The 16,846-nt window shown below is 68.0% G+C and carries 14 protein-coding genes; 8 read left to right on the top strand and 6 right to left on the bottom strand.

Annotation, left to right across the window (positions count from 1 at the left end; all coding sequences use genetic code 11):
* Positions 1–120: 120 nt before the first annotated feature.
* The 4 genes from W7S_RS03680 to W7S_RS03665 are packed head-to-tail and all read left to right on the top strand — an operon-like array spanning position 121 to position 4,109.
* Positions 121–1,167, top strand: coding sequence for a glycosyltransferase (locus W7S_RS03680; RefSeq protein ID WP_008253631.1), 1,047 nt, complete (start codon positions 121–123; stop codon positions 1,165–1,167).
* A complete protein-coding gene (locus W7S_RS03675; RefSeq protein WP_014710971.1) occupies positions 1,164–2,405 on the top strand; it encodes a glycosyltransferase in 1,242 nt (413 codons plus the stop codon). The genes W7S_RS03680 and W7S_RS03675 overlap by 4 nt, the downstream gene beginning before the upstream one ends.
* Positions 2,386–3,267, top strand: coding sequence for a glycosyltransferase (locus W7S_RS03670; RefSeq protein ID WP_008253627.1), 882 nt, complete (start codon positions 2,386–2,388; stop codon positions 3,265–3,267). The genes W7S_RS03675 and W7S_RS03670 overlap by 20 nt, the downstream gene beginning before the upstream one ends.
* Positions 3,267–4,109, top strand: coding sequence for a glycosyltransferase family 2 protein (locus tag W7S_RS03665; protein ID WP_008253625.1), 843 nt, complete (start codon positions 3,267–3,269; stop codon positions 4,107–4,109). The genes W7S_RS03670 and W7S_RS03665 overlap by 1 nt, the downstream gene beginning before the upstream one ends.
* Here the strand turns inward: W7S_RS03665 and W7S_RS03660 are convergent.
* The gene (locus tag W7S_RS03660) at positions 4,081–4,890 is read right to left on the bottom strand and encodes an SDR family NAD(P)-dependent oxidoreductase (protein ID WP_008253624.1); all 810 of its coding nucleotides are present in this window, start codon (positions 4,888–4,890) and stop codon (positions 4,081–4,083) included. The genes W7S_RS03665 and W7S_RS03660 overlap by 29 nt on opposite strands.
* A gap of 159 nt (positions 4,891–5,049) precedes the next feature.
* On the opposite strand from W7S_RS03660, the gene W7S_RS03655 reads away from it, so the two are divergent.
* From W7S_RS03655 to W7S_RS03640, 4 genes are all read left to right on the top strand, one after another.
* On the top strand, positions 5,050–7,851 hold the full coding sequence (locus W7S_RS03655; protein WP_008253622.1) for a LuxR family transcriptional regulator: 2,802 nt from the start codon (positions 5,050–5,052) through the stop codon (positions 7,849–7,851).
* A gap of 85 nt (positions 7,852–7,936) precedes the next feature.
* The gene (locus tag W7S_RS03650; protein WP_041297742.1) at positions 7,937–8,704 is read left to right on the top strand and encodes an SDR family oxidoreductase; all 768 of its coding nucleotides are present in this window, start codon (positions 7,937–7,939) and stop codon (positions 8,702–8,704) included.
* Between the two features lie 20 nt (positions 8,705–8,724).
* A complete protein-coding gene (locus W7S_RS03645; protein WP_008253618.1) occupies positions 8,725–9,447 on the top strand; it encodes an SDR family NAD(P)-dependent oxidoreductase in 723 nt (240 codons plus the stop codon).
* 89 nt (positions 9,448–9,536) lie between these two features.
* Complete coding sequence (locus tag W7S_RS03640; RefSeq protein WP_008253617.1) at positions 9,537–11,141, top strand: multicopper oxidase family protein; 1,605 nt, start codon at positions 9,537–9,539, stop codon at positions 11,139–11,141.
* Between the two features lie 4 nt (positions 11,142–11,145).
* On the opposite strand, the gene W7S_RS03635 is transcribed toward W7S_RS03640, so the two are convergent.
* Genes W7S_RS03635 through W7S_RS03615 form a run of 5 tightly spaced genes read right to left on the bottom strand, consistent with a single transcriptional unit; the run spans position 11,146 to position 16,842 of the window.
* Positions 11,146–11,967 (bottom strand): alpha/beta fold hydrolase, encoded by an 822-nt coding sequence (locus W7S_RS03635; protein ID WP_008253616.1) that lies wholly within the window; start codon positions 11,965–11,967, stop codon positions 11,146–11,148.
* Positions 11,967–12,959, bottom strand: coding sequence for a cyclase family protein (locus W7S_RS03630; protein ID WP_008253615.1), 993 nt, complete (start codon positions 12,957–12,959; stop codon positions 11,967–11,969). Before W7S_RS03630 ends, W7S_RS03635 begins: the two co-directional genes overlap by 1 nt.
* Positions 12,947–13,774: a coniferyl-alcohol dehydrogenase gene (locus tag W7S_RS03625; protein ID WP_008253614.1), complete on the bottom strand. Its 828-nt coding sequence runs from the start codon at positions 13,772–13,774 to the stop codon at positions 12,947–12,949. Before W7S_RS03625 ends, W7S_RS03630 begins: the two co-directional genes overlap by 13 nt.
* A gap of 33 nt (positions 13,775–13,807) precedes the next feature.
* Complete coding sequence (locus W7S_RS03620) at positions 13,808–15,112, bottom strand: LLM class flavin-dependent oxidoreductase (RefSeq protein WP_008253613.1); 1,305 nt, start codon at positions 15,110–15,112, stop codon at positions 13,808–13,810.
* A 2-nt stretch (positions 15,113–15,114) separates the two neighbouring features.
* On the bottom strand, positions 15,115–16,842 hold the full coding sequence (locus tag W7S_RS03615) for an FAD-binding protein (protein ID WP_008253612.1): 1,728 nt from the start codon (positions 16,840–16,842) through the stop codon (positions 15,115–15,117).
* Positions 16,843–16,846: the final 4 nt, after the last annotated feature.

Here is a 16,846-nt window from a genome sequence, read left to right as displayed (position 1 = left end):
AGCGTCCTTCAGTCAGCAGGGACGGTTCTGCTTCTCGACAGACGGGACGGTGCCGCCAGGGCGCGCGGCTGCCCCTACAGATTTTGAGAAGGGGCCTTGAGTTTGTTGCGCGTAGCTTCGGTGCCGGCGTCGCACGTCTACGTCCGCCACCTCGGCAATCCGTACTCGGATTGTGTTGTGCGCCTGGATGATCCGGCGCCGGCGGATGGCCGCACCGTGCCGGGAGGCTGGTGGCCGCCGCTGATGTTGGAGCCGGGCTGGGTCAGCGACAACCACTCACGATTCGACGTGTTCCACATCCACTTCGGGTTCGACGCCATCACTCCGGAGGATTTGGCCGGAGTCGTCGAAGAACTCAAAAAGCACAACAAGCCGCTGGTGTACACGGTGCACGATCTGCGCAATCCACATCACCCGGAACCCGAGGCCCACGCCGCCCAGCAGGACGTCCTGATTTCCGCCGCCGACGAGCTGATAACGTTGACGCCCGGTGCCGCACAGCTGATTTGGCGAAACTGGGGGCGGCGGGCCCGCGTGTTGCCGCACCCGCACGTGCTCGAAAAGGAGTGGATCGAGAGGCCCCGCGCCCGCGGCGAGCGATTCGTCGTCGGCCTGCACGCCAAGAGTTTGCGCGCCAACATGGACCCGTTGCCCGTCGTGGACGCGCTCGCGGCGATCGTGTCGTCCCTGCCCGACGCGATCCTGCAGGTCGACGTCCACGACGAGATCTTCGATCCCGACAATCACTGGTTCGCACCGTCGACCGGCGCGGCACTGCTGGCCTACGACTCCCACGAGCATGTGCAGGTCCGGGTGCACCCGTACTTCTCGGACGACGAATTCTGGGATTATCTCGCTTCGCTGACGGTGTCCGTACTGCCCTACCGGTTCGGCACCCATTCGGGCTGGCTCGAGGCGAGCTACGATCTCGGAACCGCCGTGGTGGCGCCCAGCTGCGGCTTCTATCACCAGCAACGCCCGTGCGGTGTTTTCGGTTTCGGTGACCAGGGCTTGGATCCCGTGTCGCTGTGCGGTGCGATCCACCGGGCACACGCGCGTTGGGCCGCCGGCTGCCCCGCCCCCCGGGCGGACTGGGTGGCGCGGCTCGCCGAAAGGCGAGAGCTCGCCGCGGCGCATCGTGCCATCTACGCGAGCGTCCTGCGATGACGGAGCCACTGCGCGTGGCGCTGATCGCCTCGACCCGCCATCCGATTCGCCAACCGTTCGCCGGGGGCCTCGAAGCGCACGTCTGCCACCTGACCCGCGCGCTCGCATCCCGCGGCTATCGGGTGTCGCTGTTCGCCGCGGCGGGTTCGGATCCCGGTTTGAACTGTCAGACGCTCGACGTGCGCCCGTTGCATCTGTCGGACGCGGCGCGCCGCGACGTGTCGATGCCCCCGGCAGATTTCATGGCCGATCATCACGCGTACCTATCGTTGATGTTGTGGTTGGCGGGGCCCGGGAGCCAACAGTTCGACATCATCCACAACCACAGCCTGCATTACCTTCCGGTGGCGATGGCCTCGGCGTTGTCCACCCCGATGCTCACCACGGTGCACACGCCGCCGACGCCCTGGCTCGAGTCGGCGATCGGTGCCGCCACCGGGCAGGGGACCCGCTTTGCGGCGGTCTCCCGACACACCGCTGCGGCGTGGCGAGGCCTCACCGGAGATATCACCGTGATTCCCAACGGCATTCATACGGGCCAGTGGCCCCTCGGCCCGGGTGGGCCGTCTTTGGTGTGGTTTGGCCGGATCACCCCGGAGAAGGCACCCCATCTGGCGATCGCCGCGGCCCAACGGGCGCGCAGACCGTTGGTCCTCGCCGGTCCGATCTCCGACCAGCAGTACTTTCTCCGCCACATTGAGCCCCACCTTCGGGGAGACGTCCGGTATGCGGGCCATCTGGACCAGCGGCGACTGGCCCACGTGGTCAACCACGCCGCAGCGGCGCTTGTCACCCCGACCTGGGACGAGCCGTACGGCCTTGTCGTCGCCGAAGCGATGTCGTGCGGCACCCCCGTCGTAGCGTTCGCGCTCGGTGGCATCCCCGAACTCATCAGCGCGGCGTCGGGGCGACTCATCGTCGCCGGTGACGTCGCCGCCATGGCGGACGCCATCGGCACGGTGCTCGCGCTACCGCGAAAGCGGGTGCGCGAGCACGCCATTCGCCAGTGTTCGGCCGAAGCGATGGTGACCGCCTACACCAATGTGTACCGAGAAATGATCGACGACTTCGCGGGCAGGCAACATGATCGGGTACTACATTCACCACCACGGGTTCGGGCATCTGGCGCGGGCCATGAGCGTCTGCGCACGGATGCGCCGCCCGGTGACAGCCATGACATCGCTGGATGTGCCGGAGCCCCACCCGTTTTCGGAGGTCATGAGGTTACCGCGCGATGACGAGGGACCGCAGCCACGCGAGGCCACCGCACACGGCGCGCTGCATTGGGCGCCCCACCACGACCCCGGGCTGAGCGCCCGGATGAACCAGATCGCGGAGTGGGTGTCCGACGCGCGGCCCGAGGCCGTCGTTGTCGACGTATCGGTGGAAGTGGCGCTGTTCATCCGGTTGCTCGGCGTACCGGTGATCGTCGTGGCGTTGCCCGGCAGCCGCGTGGACGCCCCGCACGTGCTGGTGCATCGCCTCGCCGATCACATCGTGGCGGCCTGGCCGCGCGCGTTCTGTGTGCCGTCATGGCTGCGGCAGTGGGAGGACAAGACCAGCTACGTCGGTGGCATCAGCCGCTTCGAGGGCCGCGATCGTCGCGGCGGCGAGCCCGAGTCATCGGCACGGCCGTTGAACGAGACGCGCGTCGTCGTATTGGGCGGGGCCGGCGGCGCATTCGGAACCTCGCTGCAGGACTGTGCCGCAGCGGATTCGGTCCGGTCATGGACGACGCTCGGCGGCAAGGCCGGTGCGTGGAAACATGACCCGTGGCCCGAGATCCGCGGGGCGGATGTCGTCGTCACCCACGCGGGTCAGAGCTGCATTGCTGATGTCGCCGCGGCGAGACGTCCCGCTTTGGTCCTCCCGCAGTCGCGGCCCTTCGATGAGCAACACGCGACGGCCCGGATGCTCAAGCGCCACCAGCTTGCGGTGGTCACGCACGGCATGCCCGACCCACGGGCGTGGCCGGCGCTGCTGACCGCCACCATGGCGACCGATCCGCGACGGTGGCGACGGTGGGAAGTGGATGGGGCGGCCGACCGTGCCGCCGAAGCCATCGAGTCGACGGCCCGCCGTTGTAGGCAAGGCACGTAGTGCGCACCGCCGTCATCACCGTCGTGCACGGCAGGGGCGACCACCTGCGGCGGCAGCTCGAAGGCCTCGCCAGCAGCACACTGCGGGCGGACCTGCACATCGTGGTGGCGCTCGGTGACCCCACCGTCGCCGCCCTGGTAAGCGAGCTGAAGGCGCCGGCGCTGGTGGTTGAGTGCGAGGCCGCCCGCCCGTTGCCGGTGGCGATGGGACGCAACGTGGGAGCGGCCGCGGCGATACGAAATGCCGCCGAGCTCTTGGTTTTTCTCGACGTCGATTGCATTCCCGGCGCGGAGTTGCTCGACCGCTACCACGGAGTCGCAGGCAGATCCGAACACGCGGACGCGATCCTGAATGGCCCGGTCACGTATTTGCCACCACCCGGGCCGGGCGGCTACGTGATCTCCGAGGTGCGGTCGAATCCCGACCCGCATCGTGCTCGGCCCGCACCGCGGGACGGCGCCGTCCTCTCCACGACGGACTATGCGCTGTTCTGGTCGCTGTCTTTCGCGGTGAAAGTCCCTACGTGGCAGCGGATCGGGGGATTCTGCGAGCGGTACCGCGGCTACGGCGGAGAGGACACGGACTTCGCGCAATGCGCGGCGGCACGCCAAGTTCCGATGCGCTGGGTCGGCGGGGCCCACGCATTCCACCAGCACCATGCGGTCGCCGATCCCCCCGTCGACCACCTCGAGGACATACTGCGCAACGCCGAGATCTTCTATGGGCGTTGGGGCTGGTGGCCGATGGAGGGCTGGCTGTCCTCCTTCGCGGACCAAGGCCTGATCCGTCGCGACGCCGACGGACGTCCCCGCCCTATCCCCCACCCTTCTTGGGCCGAATGACCTTGCCCGCCACCGTTCCGCCGTCGACGGGCAACACGGTCCCGGTGACGTAGCGCGACCGGTCGGTCGCGAAATACAGCGCGGCCTCGGCGACGTCATCGGGCGTGCCGTCGCGCTTCAGCGGGCGGTCATCGCGCATCCCCTGGCGAATCCGCGCCTCGAACTGCTCGAGCTGTTCGGGGTCCATGCCGGCCGCCGACTTCCCCAAGATCGGCGTGGGGATGCTGCCCGGCGCGATGGCGTTGACCCGAATCTCGTGGTACGCCAACTCGATTGCCGCGGACTTGGTGAACTGGATGACCGCCGCCTTGGACGCGCGGTAGATCATCACGCCGCCGCCGGCCTGGATCCCGCCGATCGAGGTGATGTTGATGATGGATCCGCCGCCATGTTCGGCCATGTGCCGCGCGGCATCTCGGGTGCCCGCCATGACGCCCAGCACGTTGACCCCCATCACCCGATGGAAATCGGTCAGGTCGTCGTCGAGCAACTTCCGCAGGGGGCTCGAGATTCCGGCGTTGTTGACCATCACGTGCAGGCCACCGAACTTCGCGACGGCAGCGGAGACCAGCGCGCCGACCTGTTCGGGGTCGGAGACATCCGTCGGCCGGAAGAGGGCATTGTCGCCCAGCGACGCCGCCAGCGCCTCGCCCCGGTCGGCCTCGACGTCGGCGATGACGACGCGTGCGCCCTCGGCCGCAAACCGCTCCACGAGGCCCCGGCCGATGCCGGACGCGCCGCCGGTGACGATGGCGACCTTGCCATCAAGTTCGTTAACCACCTGACGAGTTAATCGGGGCCCTCAGCGTTAAGTCAAGCAGTTGATTTAAGACTGTGCGGGCCGGGTGCTCGTCGCCCCGGCGACGCGCGCCATCGGTAAGGTCGTACAGCAAATCCTTCGGACGCGGCGGTGTGGGTGAAAGTTCAGCAGGCGCAACCTTTGCGCGGCCGGAGCGCGGAATGCGCGGCGCTCGAACGCCTGGTGTCGGACGCCCGCGCGGGCCAAAGCCGGGTCCTGGTATTGCGGGGGGAAGCGGGCATCGGCAAGACCGCATTGTTGGACTTCGTTTCCGAGCGCGCTTCAGGATTTCGCGTGGCGCGGGTGGCGGGCGTGGAGTCCGAGATGGAGCTCCCGTTCGCCGCGCTGCAGCAACTCTGTGTGCCGCTGCTCGACTTCTCCGACCGCTTACCGGCTCCGCAACGCGACGCCCTGGAGATCGCCTTCGGGCGAAGCGCCGGACGGGCACCGGAGCGCTTCCTGGTCGGGTTGGCGGTGCTCAGTTTGATCGGCGCGGCGACGGAGTCGCAGCCCTTGATCGTCCTGGTCGACGATGCGCAGTGGATTGACCGTATCTCGGCCCAGACGTTGGCGTTCGTCGCCCGCCGCCTGATCGCCGAGCCGGCGGCGATGGTCTTCGCGATGCGCGACGGTGCCGTGGCGTTGGACACCGACGAGCTGAGCGGGCTGCCCGAATTGACGCTCGGCGGGCTCGAACCGGGCGACGCCCGGGCGTTGCTGGATTCGGTCATCCTCGGCCGGCTGGACGACCAGGTGCGCGATCGCATCGTGGCGGAAACGCGAGGCAATCCGTTGGCTCTGCTGGAGCTGCCGCGGGGCCTGACCGGCGCGGAGCTGGCGGGCGGCTTCCAGCGCCCGGAGGTGCGACCGCTGGCGGGACAGATCGAGCAGACATTCCTGCGGCGGATCCGCTCGCTTCCCGACCACACCCAGCGCCTGTTGACGACCGCCGCCGCGGAGCCGGTGGGCGACGCCGCGCTATTGCTGCGCGCCGCCGAGCATTTGGGCCTTCCGCCGGACGCGGCGGCCGATGCGGAAGCGGCCGGGTTGATCGACGTGGGGACCCGGGTGCGGTTCCGCCATCCCCTGGTGCGCTCGGCCGCATACCGCACGGCGGACCTGATCGAGCGCCGACGGATCCATCGCGCGCTGGCCGAGGCGACCGACAGGCGGAGTGACCCCGACCGCCGCGCATGGCATCTGGCCATCGCGGCCCACGGCCCGGACGAATCCGTTGCCGCCGCGCTGGAGCGCTCCGCCGACCGCGCCCAGGCCCGGGGCGGCGTCGCCGCCGCGGCCGCCTTCTTGGAACGGGCGACCCAATTGAGCGCCGAGCCGTCCCGCCGGGGAACGCGGGCGCTCGCGGCCGCTCAGGCCAAACGCGACGCGGCCGCCTTCGACGCGGCGGACGAGCTGATCACGGTCGCCGAGGGCGCGTCGCTGGACGAGTTGCAGCAGGCCCGTGCCGCCCGGTTGCGCGCGCAGATCGTCTTCGCCCGAAGCCGCAGCGGTGCCGCCGACGCGCCAACGGTCTCCGACGCCGCCATCGGTTTGCTCGATGCCGCCCGCGGGCTGGAGAGACTTGACGACGCGCATTCCCGCGAAACGTACCTAGAAGCCTTGGGGGCGGCGATGTTCGGCGGCCGTCTCTGCCCGCACGGCGGCATTCACCTGGTCGCCGAAGCGGCCCGCGCCGCGCCGCCCGGGCCGCAACCCGCGCGTCCGGTCGACCTTCTGCTGGACGGCATCGCGTTGCGGGCCACGGCCGGGCAAGTCCCGAGCGTGACGGCGCTGCGCGACGCGCTGGCCCGCATCCAGGACGAAGCAGAGCGGGGCGACGATGTGCTGCACTGGTTCTGGCAAGCCTTTCCCGTCGTCCAGGAATCTGCCGTCCACGAGCTATGGGACGACGAGGTATGGCACCGTCTGGCCACCCACGCCGTTCGGCTCGCGCGCGGTGCGGGCGCACTCGCCGTGTTACCGCACGCCCTCGTCTACCGCGCCGGAGTGCACGTGCAGGCGGGCGAATTCGCGACGGCGTCTCAACTCATCGAGGAGGCCAAGGCGATCTCGGCCGCCACCGGTTATGTCCCGGTCAAATACCACTCGGTGCTGTTGGCCGCGTGGCGCGGCAACGAGGACGTCGCGACCGCCCTGATCGAGCAGGCCGCCGCGGACGGGATGGCAAGGGGCGAAGGGCGAGTCGTCGGATTGACCGGGTATTGCGGCGCCGTCCTCTACAACGGCCTGTGCCGCTACGACGATGCCTTCGCGGCGGCCCGCACGGCATGCGAATACGAGGACCTGGGCCTGTTCGGGTGGTGCCTGATCGAACTCGTCGAAGCCGCCGCGCGAAGCGGCCAAACCGACGCGGCCCGCGACGCCCTGCGCCAACTGGAAGTCCGGGCGCTCAGCGCCCGAACAGATTGGGCCGACGGGGTTTTCCTTCGGTCCAAGGCGCTGCTGGCCGCCGACCGCGACGCGGAGGCCTGCCACCTCGAGGCGATCGACAAGCTCGCGCGGACGCGCATCGCCGTCCAGCTGGCCCGCGCGCACCTGTCCTACGGGGAGTGGCTGCGCCGTTGCAACCGCCGGATCGACGCGCGCTCCCAGTTGGGTACCGCCCACGAGATGTTCACCCGGATGGGTGCCGACGCGTTCGCCGCGCGAGCCCGCCGCGAGCTGCTGGCCACCGGCGAGAAAGTGAACAAGCGGTCCGGGAAAACGGGAAACGCATCCGGCGGCGAGCTGACGGCGCAGGAGGCCCAGATCGCCCGGCTGGCCGGTGAGGGCCTGACCAACCCCGAGATCGCCGCGCAATTGTTCATCAGCAGCCACACCGTCGAATGGCACCTGCGCAAGGTGTTCGCCAAGCTCGGCATCACCTCCCGCCGGCAACTGCGCGGCTTGGCCAAGGAGTTTGGCCCCCTGAGTTCGGCATGACTACGGACTTTCCAGGGTTCCCCCGGACCAGCGCGCGGGCCATGCTGAAGAGGCCAGTTCGTCGGGAAGCGTGAAAGGCGTGGTCATGAAGGTTTTGGTAATCGGTGGCAGTGGGTTGATCGGATCACAGGTTGTCACCCTGCTCACCGAGCAGGGACACGAAGCCGTCCCGGCGTCACCGAGCACGGGCGTCAACACGGTTACCGGTGAGGGGGTCGCCGAGGCGGTCGCCGGTGTCCAGGCGGTGGTGGACGTCTCCAACTCGCCGTCGTGGGCAGATGACGACGTGCTGAACTTCTTCACCACCTCCACCCGCAACCTTCTCGAGGCGGAGCGGGCCGCGGGCGTGCAGCACCACGTCGCGCTCTCGATCGTGGGAGCCGACCGCGCGGCCGCCAGCGGCTACATGCGGGCCAAGATCGCTCAGGAAAAGGTGATCGTGGAATCCGGAGCCCCCTACACCATCGTGCGGGCCACTCAGTTCTTCGAATTCGTTGCGGGCATTGCGGATTCGATGACCGAGGGTGACACGGTCCGGGCGCCGCATGGGGCGTTCCAGCCGATCGCCGCCGCGGATGTGGCCACGGCCGTCGCCCGCGCCGCGATCGGTGAGCCGGTCAACGGGGTGATCAACATCGCCGGACCCGAAAAGCAGGGCATGGACGACTTCATCCGGACCCGGTTCGCCGCGACCGGCGATGCCCGCGGCGTGGTGACCGATCCGGATGCGCAGTATTACGGCGCGGTGCTCGACGAGCGCATGATCGTTCCCGTCGAGGGCGAAGAGGTGACCATCTACCCCACCCGGTTCGGCGACTGGCTGGCCTCGCAGGTGCCCAGCAACGCCGAGTAACGGCTGGAGGAGGCGGTCCGATGGAGCTGATGGACCACACCGCGGTGATCACCGGCGGGACGGCGGGCATTGGACTGGAATCGGCTCGGCTGTTCGCCAGCGAAGGCGCCACCGTCATCGTCTCAGGCCGCGATCCGGCCAGGGGTGCGCACGCGGTGGAGGTCATCGGCCCGAAGGCACGGTTCATCCAGACCGATATGGCCGATATCGATTCGGTGAATTCGCTTGTGCAGCAGTGCGGTGAGGTCGACATCATCGTCAACAACGCCGGCAGCTTTCCGTCGGCGTTGACGGTGGAGCAGGGGATGTCGGCGTTCGAGACGATGTTCGACACGAACGTGCGCGGCGCGTACTTCCTGGTTGCCGGCCTGGTCCCGGGAATGCTCAACCGCGGCCGCGGCAGCATCGTCAACATCACGACCATGGCCGCCTTCAAGGGGATTCCCGGTGCGTCCGGCTACAGCGCCTCCAAGGCCGCGGTGGAATCGCTCACCCGCACCTGGGCCGCCGAATTCGGAGGGGCCGGGGTGCGGGTGAACAGCGTGGCGCCGGGGCCCACTCGCACCCCCGGGGTGGCGGCGGAATGGGGTGACGTCAACGAGGAGCTCGGGCGGGCACTGCCACTGGGGCGCACCGCCTTCCCGTCCGAGATCGCCGAAGCGGTCCTCTTCCTGAGCTCCCCTCGCTCCAGCTTCATCACCGGCTCGACCCTGCACGTCGACGGCGGCGGCGCCGCGGTTTGACCGCCGCGGCGGTCAACGTCGAGTTGTTGCGGACTTTTCGCCGGCGTTCGCTCTACGGTGGGTAGTTGCGCAACGACGAGGAGCATTCATTGCCCGGGCAACCCACCAGTGACGTAACCTTCGACCGAACCCGGCTCACCAGGCGCGGTTTCATGGCCGCGGGCATCGCCGGCGGGTTGGCGCTGACGGCGTGCAGCCAAACCAAACCCGAACCGTCGGGCAGTGCCCGGATGGCCGCCGCCGTCGATGCGGCCGAGGCCGCCCGGCCGCACAGCGGCCGGACCGTCACCGCCACCCTGACGTCCCAGCAGGTGCAGATCGACCTGGGCGGACCGGTCGTCCGCACGCTAGCCTTCGGCGATTCCATCCCCGGCCCGGTGCTCCGCGCCAGCATCGGTGACCAAGTCGTGGTGACGGTGAAAAACCGGCTCGATCATCCGACGTCGGTGCATTGGCACGGGATCGCCGTGCGCAACGACATGGACGGCGCCGAGCCCGCCACGCCCAACATCGCGGCCGGCCACGACTTCACTTACCGGTTCTCCGTGCCCAACTCGGGCACCTACTGGGCACATCCGCACACCGGCCTGGACGAGGACACCGGGCTGTACCTGCCGGTCATCGTGGACGACCCGACCGAGGGCAATTACGACGCCGAATGGATTGTCGTCCTCGACGATTGGACCGACGGCGTCGGCAAGAGCCCCCAGCAGCTCTACGCCGAACTGAGCAACCCGAACAAGTCGCCCATGCCCGCCACATCCGAGACGACCCCGACCACCACGCCGGCGAGCGAAGCGAGTACGACCGAGACCAGCCCGACGACTTCGACGAGCCCGGCGCCCGGCGGGCCCGGGCCCACGGCGGGAAGTGCCGGCAGCAGCGACCTCCTCGGTGGCGACGCCGGAGACATCACCTACCCCCACTACCTGATCAACGGCCGAATTCCCGCCTCCCCCATGACGTTCAACGCGAAGCCTGGCCAGCGGATACGGATCCGCTTCATCAACGCCGCCTCCGACACCACCTTCCGGGTCGCGCTGGCCGGCCATTCGATGACGGTGACCCACACCGACGGCTACCCCGTGGTGCCCGCTGCGGTCGACGCCCTGCTCATCGGCATGGCCGAACGCTACGACGTCCTTGTGACCGCCGCGGACGGTGTCTTCCCACTGGTCGCCGTCGCGGAGGGCAAAAACGCTCTGGCGCGGGCATTGCTGGCCACGGGGGCGGGCAGCGCGCCCGACCCGCAACTGCAGCCCGGCGAACTCACCAAGCGCGTGGGCACCGTCGAAATGTTCACCGCCACAACACCGGTCAACCTTGGGCGCCCCGACCCGAACCTCAATCTCCCGGTCGTGCTGGGCGGCAACATGATGCAGTACAACTGGACGATCAACGGGCAGCCCTTCGGCAAGACGAGCCCGCTGCGCGTGCAACAGGGCCAGCGGCCCACCATCACCTTCGACAACACCACGACGATGTACCACCCGATTCACCTGCACGGGCACACATTCCAGGTGATCAAGCCCGACGGCAGCCCGGGCGCCCGCAAGGACACCGTCATCGTGCTGCCCAAACAGAAGCTCGCCGCCGTTCTCGTTGCCGATAACCCCGGCACGTGGCTGATGCACTGCCACAACACCTATCACCAGGTCGCCGGGATGGAGACGCGCCTGGACTACGTCTTCTGACGATTCAGAGGCTGCCCAAGAATTCGGTCAGCAACCGGTTGACTACTGACGATTGCTCGATCTGCGGGCAGTGCCCGGCGTCGTCGACCACCACCGAACGGGCTCCGTCGATCTGCTTGGCGATCTGGGCCGCCCAGCCGCTGGGCAGGAGCTTGTCGTCGCCGCCCTCGACGACAAGCGTTGGCACGCCGATGCGTTCGTAGGCCCGCACGCTGGACGGGGCGGAGGACGGCGTGGCGCCGGGGCGGCGGAACCTGGCCGCGGCGATGGCCTCCCATGCCCCCGGCGCGGTGCTCGACTCGTGACGGCGCCGCACGTAGTCCTCGTCGTCGGCATAGGCGGGGTCGGAAAACAGGGCTTCGACGATGCGGCGCATGGCCGGCAACGTGGCGTCATAGTTCTGCAGCGCCTCGAAATGCTGGTTCTGCTGGATTTCGCCGCCGCCGCAGATGATCACCAGGCTCCGGACCGGCAGCAGCGGCGTCTCCGACGTGCTGTCGGTGAGCAGGTTGATGGCGCCCATCGAATTGCCGACGAAATGCGCCGAGCCGACGCCGAGCGATTCGCAAAACCGGGCGACGTGCCGGATCCGCATGCCGCGCCCGTCGACGAAGTCGATCACCTTGGCCGAACTTCCGTACCCCAGCATGTCCGGGGCCAGCACCCGGTAGCGTGCGGCGAGCGCGGAAATGTTGCGTTCCCAACCGAGTTCAGCACTCGCGCCGAACTCACCGCCGTGCAGGAGCACCACCGGCTCGCCCTCGCCGGCTTCCAGGTAACCGGTGGAAAGGCCGTCCACCGACAAGGTTTTGCGCTGAACGTCCATCATTTGATCGCGATCGGGTTGACCGGCGATCCTACTGCCCCAACGACTCTCAGCGGCGGGGCGACGAGCTGGAATTCGTAGACGCCATCGGCGGCGCAGTCCTCGGCCAGCGCGGTGAGATCCCAGTACTCGCCGAACATCATTCCCATGTCGCGCAGGCAGAGCAGATGCAGGGGCAGGAACACGCCCTCTACTCCCGAGACCAGGTCCTCGACCTGGAGGTTGTCGGCCGCGACCGCGGCGACCTCGTGGTCGTGCAGCCACGAGGCGCAACTCCAGTCCAGTCCGGAGAAGGGTTCGGTCTTGTCCCCGGTCTGCGCGAACCTCGTCCACCAGCCGGTCCGGATCAGCACGATGTCACCGCGTTCGATCCGCACGCCCTGCGCGCGCGCGGCATCGTCTAATTCTTCGGGTGTGATCGGATTCCCCTGCTCGAGAAAGACTTCCGCATTCCGGTGGCGGACCAGATCCAGCAGCACGCCTCGCGAAGTAATGCCCTTGCCGTCGACCTTGTCTATTCCGCAATGCACGGCTCCCATGCTGGTCACCGAATCCGCTCGGAAGCCGTTGTAGAGCTGCTCGTCGTAGTAGACGTGCGACAGCGCGTCCCACTGACTTGCCGCCTGTAGCGGCATGATGATCAGGTCGTCGTTGAAGCGGAACGGATTGTCGTCGCCCAGGTAACTGCTGAGCTGTTGGGCTATCGGGTTGCTCGCCCACCCCGGCCCGTACCGGGCCAGCGTCTTCGCGTCTCCGCCATCGATGGTCATGATATGGACCGGGTTGTGCCGATATTCGAAGGCGCCCTGCGGTCCTGACGCACCGAAGTCCACACCGAGTGGAAAGACCCTGCCGCGCCGGACCAGGCTTGCGGCCTGGGCGATCTTTTCGGAAGTGATGAAGTTCAGCGTGCCGAGCTCGTCGTCGTCACCCCAGCGGCCCCAGTTGCTGACATCGCGCGCAGCCCGGCGAAAGTCGGTCACACTGGCCACGAAGCACGCCCTTCCTCGAGTTCACGAGCTATCGCGGCGCCCAGGTTTCCGCCGTCTACCCATACAACCTGACCCGAAATATAACTGGCCGCACGGCTATTCAGGAAGAGCAGCACCGCCGCCTGCTCCGCCGGTTCGGACACGCGTCCCAGCGGCTTGGGGATGTCGTCGAGGAAGCCCTGGCCGTATGCCGTACGAAGCTGGTCCAGGATCGGTGTCTCGGTGACCCCCGGCCCGGTGCAGTTGATACGGATCCCCCTGCCGCCCAGCGGCGTTGCGCTGCGCATGGTGTACAGGATGATGGCCTCCTTGGACAGTTGGTAGCCGTTGCCCAGCGCTTCGCGGTGTCGATCGCACCAGTCGATCCCCTCCTGCATGGTCGCCGTGTCGAGCAATGGCGCCACCTCGCGCAGGTGCTCACGGTAGGCGGCCGCCGCGAGCGAGGACACGCTGACGATGGACGACCCTGCGGTCATCTTCGGGATGAGCGCCTCGGTGAGATGGCGTAACCCCAAGAAGTTGATCGTGACGATCAACGGCGGGTTGCCCACACCCGAAGAGACGCCGGCGATGTTGAACAGCGCATCGACCGGCCCGTCGATGGACGCCACCGCGCGATCGATCGATGCCGGATCGGCCAGGTCGACCTCGTGGAAACCGCCGATCCCGAAGTCGGGCCGGCGCTTATCCAGCCCGACGACGTCGGCCCCCAGATCGCTGAGCTGACGCACCACGTATTCCCCGATGCCCGAGGCGCATCCGGCCACCACCGCCCGGCGGCCGTCGTAGCGCCACAGCTCGTCGATTGCTCCCAAGGCTCGCCCCGACATCCTGGTAGAACTCAGGCTCTACTTCTTCTGCTGGTCCTTCGCCCGCTGCGCCGCCTGCACGCGGCCTTCGTTGATCTCCGCCATGGCTTCGGGGATCTCGCTGGCGGTGAACTTACCGCCGCGTCCGGTGGGCAGTCCACCGAACGAGTAATCCTCATCGAACTGCGGTGCGGTCGATTTCGGCCGACGCGCCTCCACCTTTTCGATGACGGGCTCGAGCCGCTTCGCCTTTTCCGCCACGGCCTTCGCATCGCGCTCGATGAATTCGGGGAGCACCTCCTTGCCCATCAACTCGATGGATTCCATGGTGCCCTCGTGGCTGCGCGGGTTGAGCAGCAGGATGATCTCGTCGACGCCGCTTTCTTCGTAGCCGCGCAGGAATTCGCGCACCGTGGCGGGAGACCCGATCGCGCCGCGGCCCGGCCCGTATGCCAGCGTCGGATCCTTGTCGACCTCTTCGAGATACCGCTGCCATACTCCGGTCCGCCCGGGTGTGTGCACCCCGGTCATGTAGTAGTGCATGATGCCGAACGAGAAGAACCCGCCGCCCTGCCCGAGCCGCTGCAACGCCTGCTCGTCGGTCTTGGCCACCATCATCGACAGGTCACCGCCGATGGCGAGGATGTTCGGGTTGATCCGCGGGGTCACCGGGACGCCGTTCTCTTCGAATTCCTTGTAGTAGCCGTTGACCCGCTCGGTCAGCGGGCCGGGCCCGGTGTAGGCGAAACTCAAGGCGCCGATGGCCTTTTGGGCCGCCATCTGCACGCTGGCCGGGCGTGTACAGGCGACCCAGACCGGCGGATGCGGCTTTTGCAGCGGCTTGGGCACGACGTTGCGCGCCGGCATCTGGACGTGCTCGCCGTGGAAGCCGGTGAACGGCTCCTCGATCATGCAGCGGATCGAGACCTCGAGGGCCTCCTCCCACTGGGCGCGCTTATCGGCGGGGTCAATGTTGAATCCGCCGAGTTCGCCGACCGACGACGATTCCCCGGTGCCGAACTCGACGCGGCCGTTGGAGAGCAGGTCGAGGGTGGCGATGCGCTCGGCGACCCGGGCGGGGTGGTTGACCACGGGCGGCAGGTGCATGATGCCGAAGCCGAGGCGAATGTTCTTGGTGCGCTGGCTGGCCGCGGCCAGGAAGATCTCCGGTGCCGTCGAGTGGCAGTACTCCTCGAGGAAGTGGTGCTCGGTCAGCCACACGGTGGAGAAGCCCGCCTTGTCGGCGGCCTCGACCTCGTCGAGGCAGTCCTGCATCATGATGTGCTCGTCGTCGGGCGCCCAGGGCCGCGGCAGGGCGAATTCGTAGAACAGCGAGATTTTCATTGCTACCTCCTATGAGTATTAACGGCTCGATTGGCTGCCTGTGCCGCAACGTGTTTCGCCGCGACATAGCCGAAGGTCATCGCGGGGCCGATGGTCGCGCCGGCGCCGGCGTAGCTGCGGCCCATCACCGGCGCGGAGGCGTTGCCCACCGCGTAGAGCCCGGGCACCACGGTGTCATCGGTCCGCAGGACGCGGGCGTGCTCGTCGGTGCGCAGGCCGCCGGAAGTCCCGAGGTCACCGAGGACGATCCGGAACGCGTAGTACGGCGGATCGCCCAGCGGATGCAAGTTCGGGTTCGGCAACGTGTGATCGCCGTAGTAGTTGTCGTACACGCTGTCGCCGCGGTTGAAGTCGTCGTCGTGGCCGTTTCGGGCGAGTTCGTTGAAGCGCCCGGCGGTTTCGGCGAGCTGGCCCGCGGGCACGCCGATCTTGGCCGCCATTTCTTCCCACGTCATGGCCTGCTTCACCACACCCGATTCCAGCCAGGCCGGAGGAATCTTGCGCCCGGTCGGTACGGGCGCGAACGGGATCTTCGGTATCGGCAGATGTCCGCCGACGACGTAGCGGTTGAACGATCGGTGGTCGGTGATCAGCCAGCACGGGATGTGGGTGACGCCGGATCTCTGGCCCTCGATCATGGCGTGGCCGAAATCCATGTACGGAGCCGCTTCGTTGATGAACCGTTTGCCGGCGCCGTTGACGATGAACTGCGCGGGCATCATCCGTTCGTTGAGCATGAATTGCATGCGGCCGTCCGGCCATTGGATCGCAGGGAACCACCAGGCTTCGTCGAGCAGGTCCGTGGCGGCGCCGACCTTTTGCGCCGCGCGGATACCGTCGCCCATCGCCGCCGGGTTGCCGAAGCTCCAGTCATGGTCCACCTCGGGCAGCAGCTCCTTGCGCCAGCCGAGGTCGTGGTCGAACCCACCCGACGCCAGGATCACACCCAGCCGCGCGCCGATCCGCTTTGACTTGCCTCCGGTTTCCACCACCGCGCCGGTCACCGCTCCGTCGGCGTCGGTGAGCAGCTCGACCATCGGGGAGTCCAGCCACAGCGGGATGCCGCGTTCCCTGAGCGCCAGCCGGAGCCGGGCCGCCAGTGACTGCCCGATCGCCGCCATCCGCTCGCCGAACACCCTGGCCCTCACCATCCTCGCGATCAGCTTGAGCAACACGGCTTTGCCGGCCCAGGATTGACGGATCCGGTAGAAGGTGCGCAACTCCTTGGGGCCCAACCAGATTCCTCTGGGCGCCAGCGCCAGCGGCTGAAGCAGCCGCTGCTCGTCGTCGCCCAGCGTGCGCAGGTCGATCGGCGGCACGTTGATGGTGCTGCCGAGTTCGGAGCCGCCCGGGAGCTCGGGGTAGTAGTCGGCATACCCGGGCTTCCAGACGAATTCGAACCAGCCGGACAGTTGCTCCAGGAATTGGAGCATCTGCGGTGCCGTCTCGACGTATTGGCGAATGCGCGCCTCGCTGACCAGGCCGTCGGTGATCAGCTTGAGGTATCCCACCACGCCCTCGGGCTCGGGCGCGTAGCCCTCCCTGCGCTGGGCGGGCGCGCCCGGAACCCAGATGCCGCCGCCCGACAACGCGGTCGAACCGCCGAAGTGGGAGGACTTTTCGACCACCAGGGCGTCGAGCCCGGAGGCCTGGGCGGTCAGGGCGGCCGTCATGCCTCCCCCGCCCGACCCGACGATGAGTACGTCGACAACGTGATCGAAATCGTCCACTGCG

This window comes from Mycobacterium sp. MOTT36Y, from assembly GCF_000262165.1.
GTDB lineage: Bacteria > Actinomycetota > Actinomycetes > Mycobacteriales > Mycobacteriaceae > Mycobacterium > Mycobacterium intracellulare.
The sequence above is the reverse complement of the archived record's forward strand: the minus strand, read 5'-3'. Positions and strand labels throughout refer to the sequence as shown.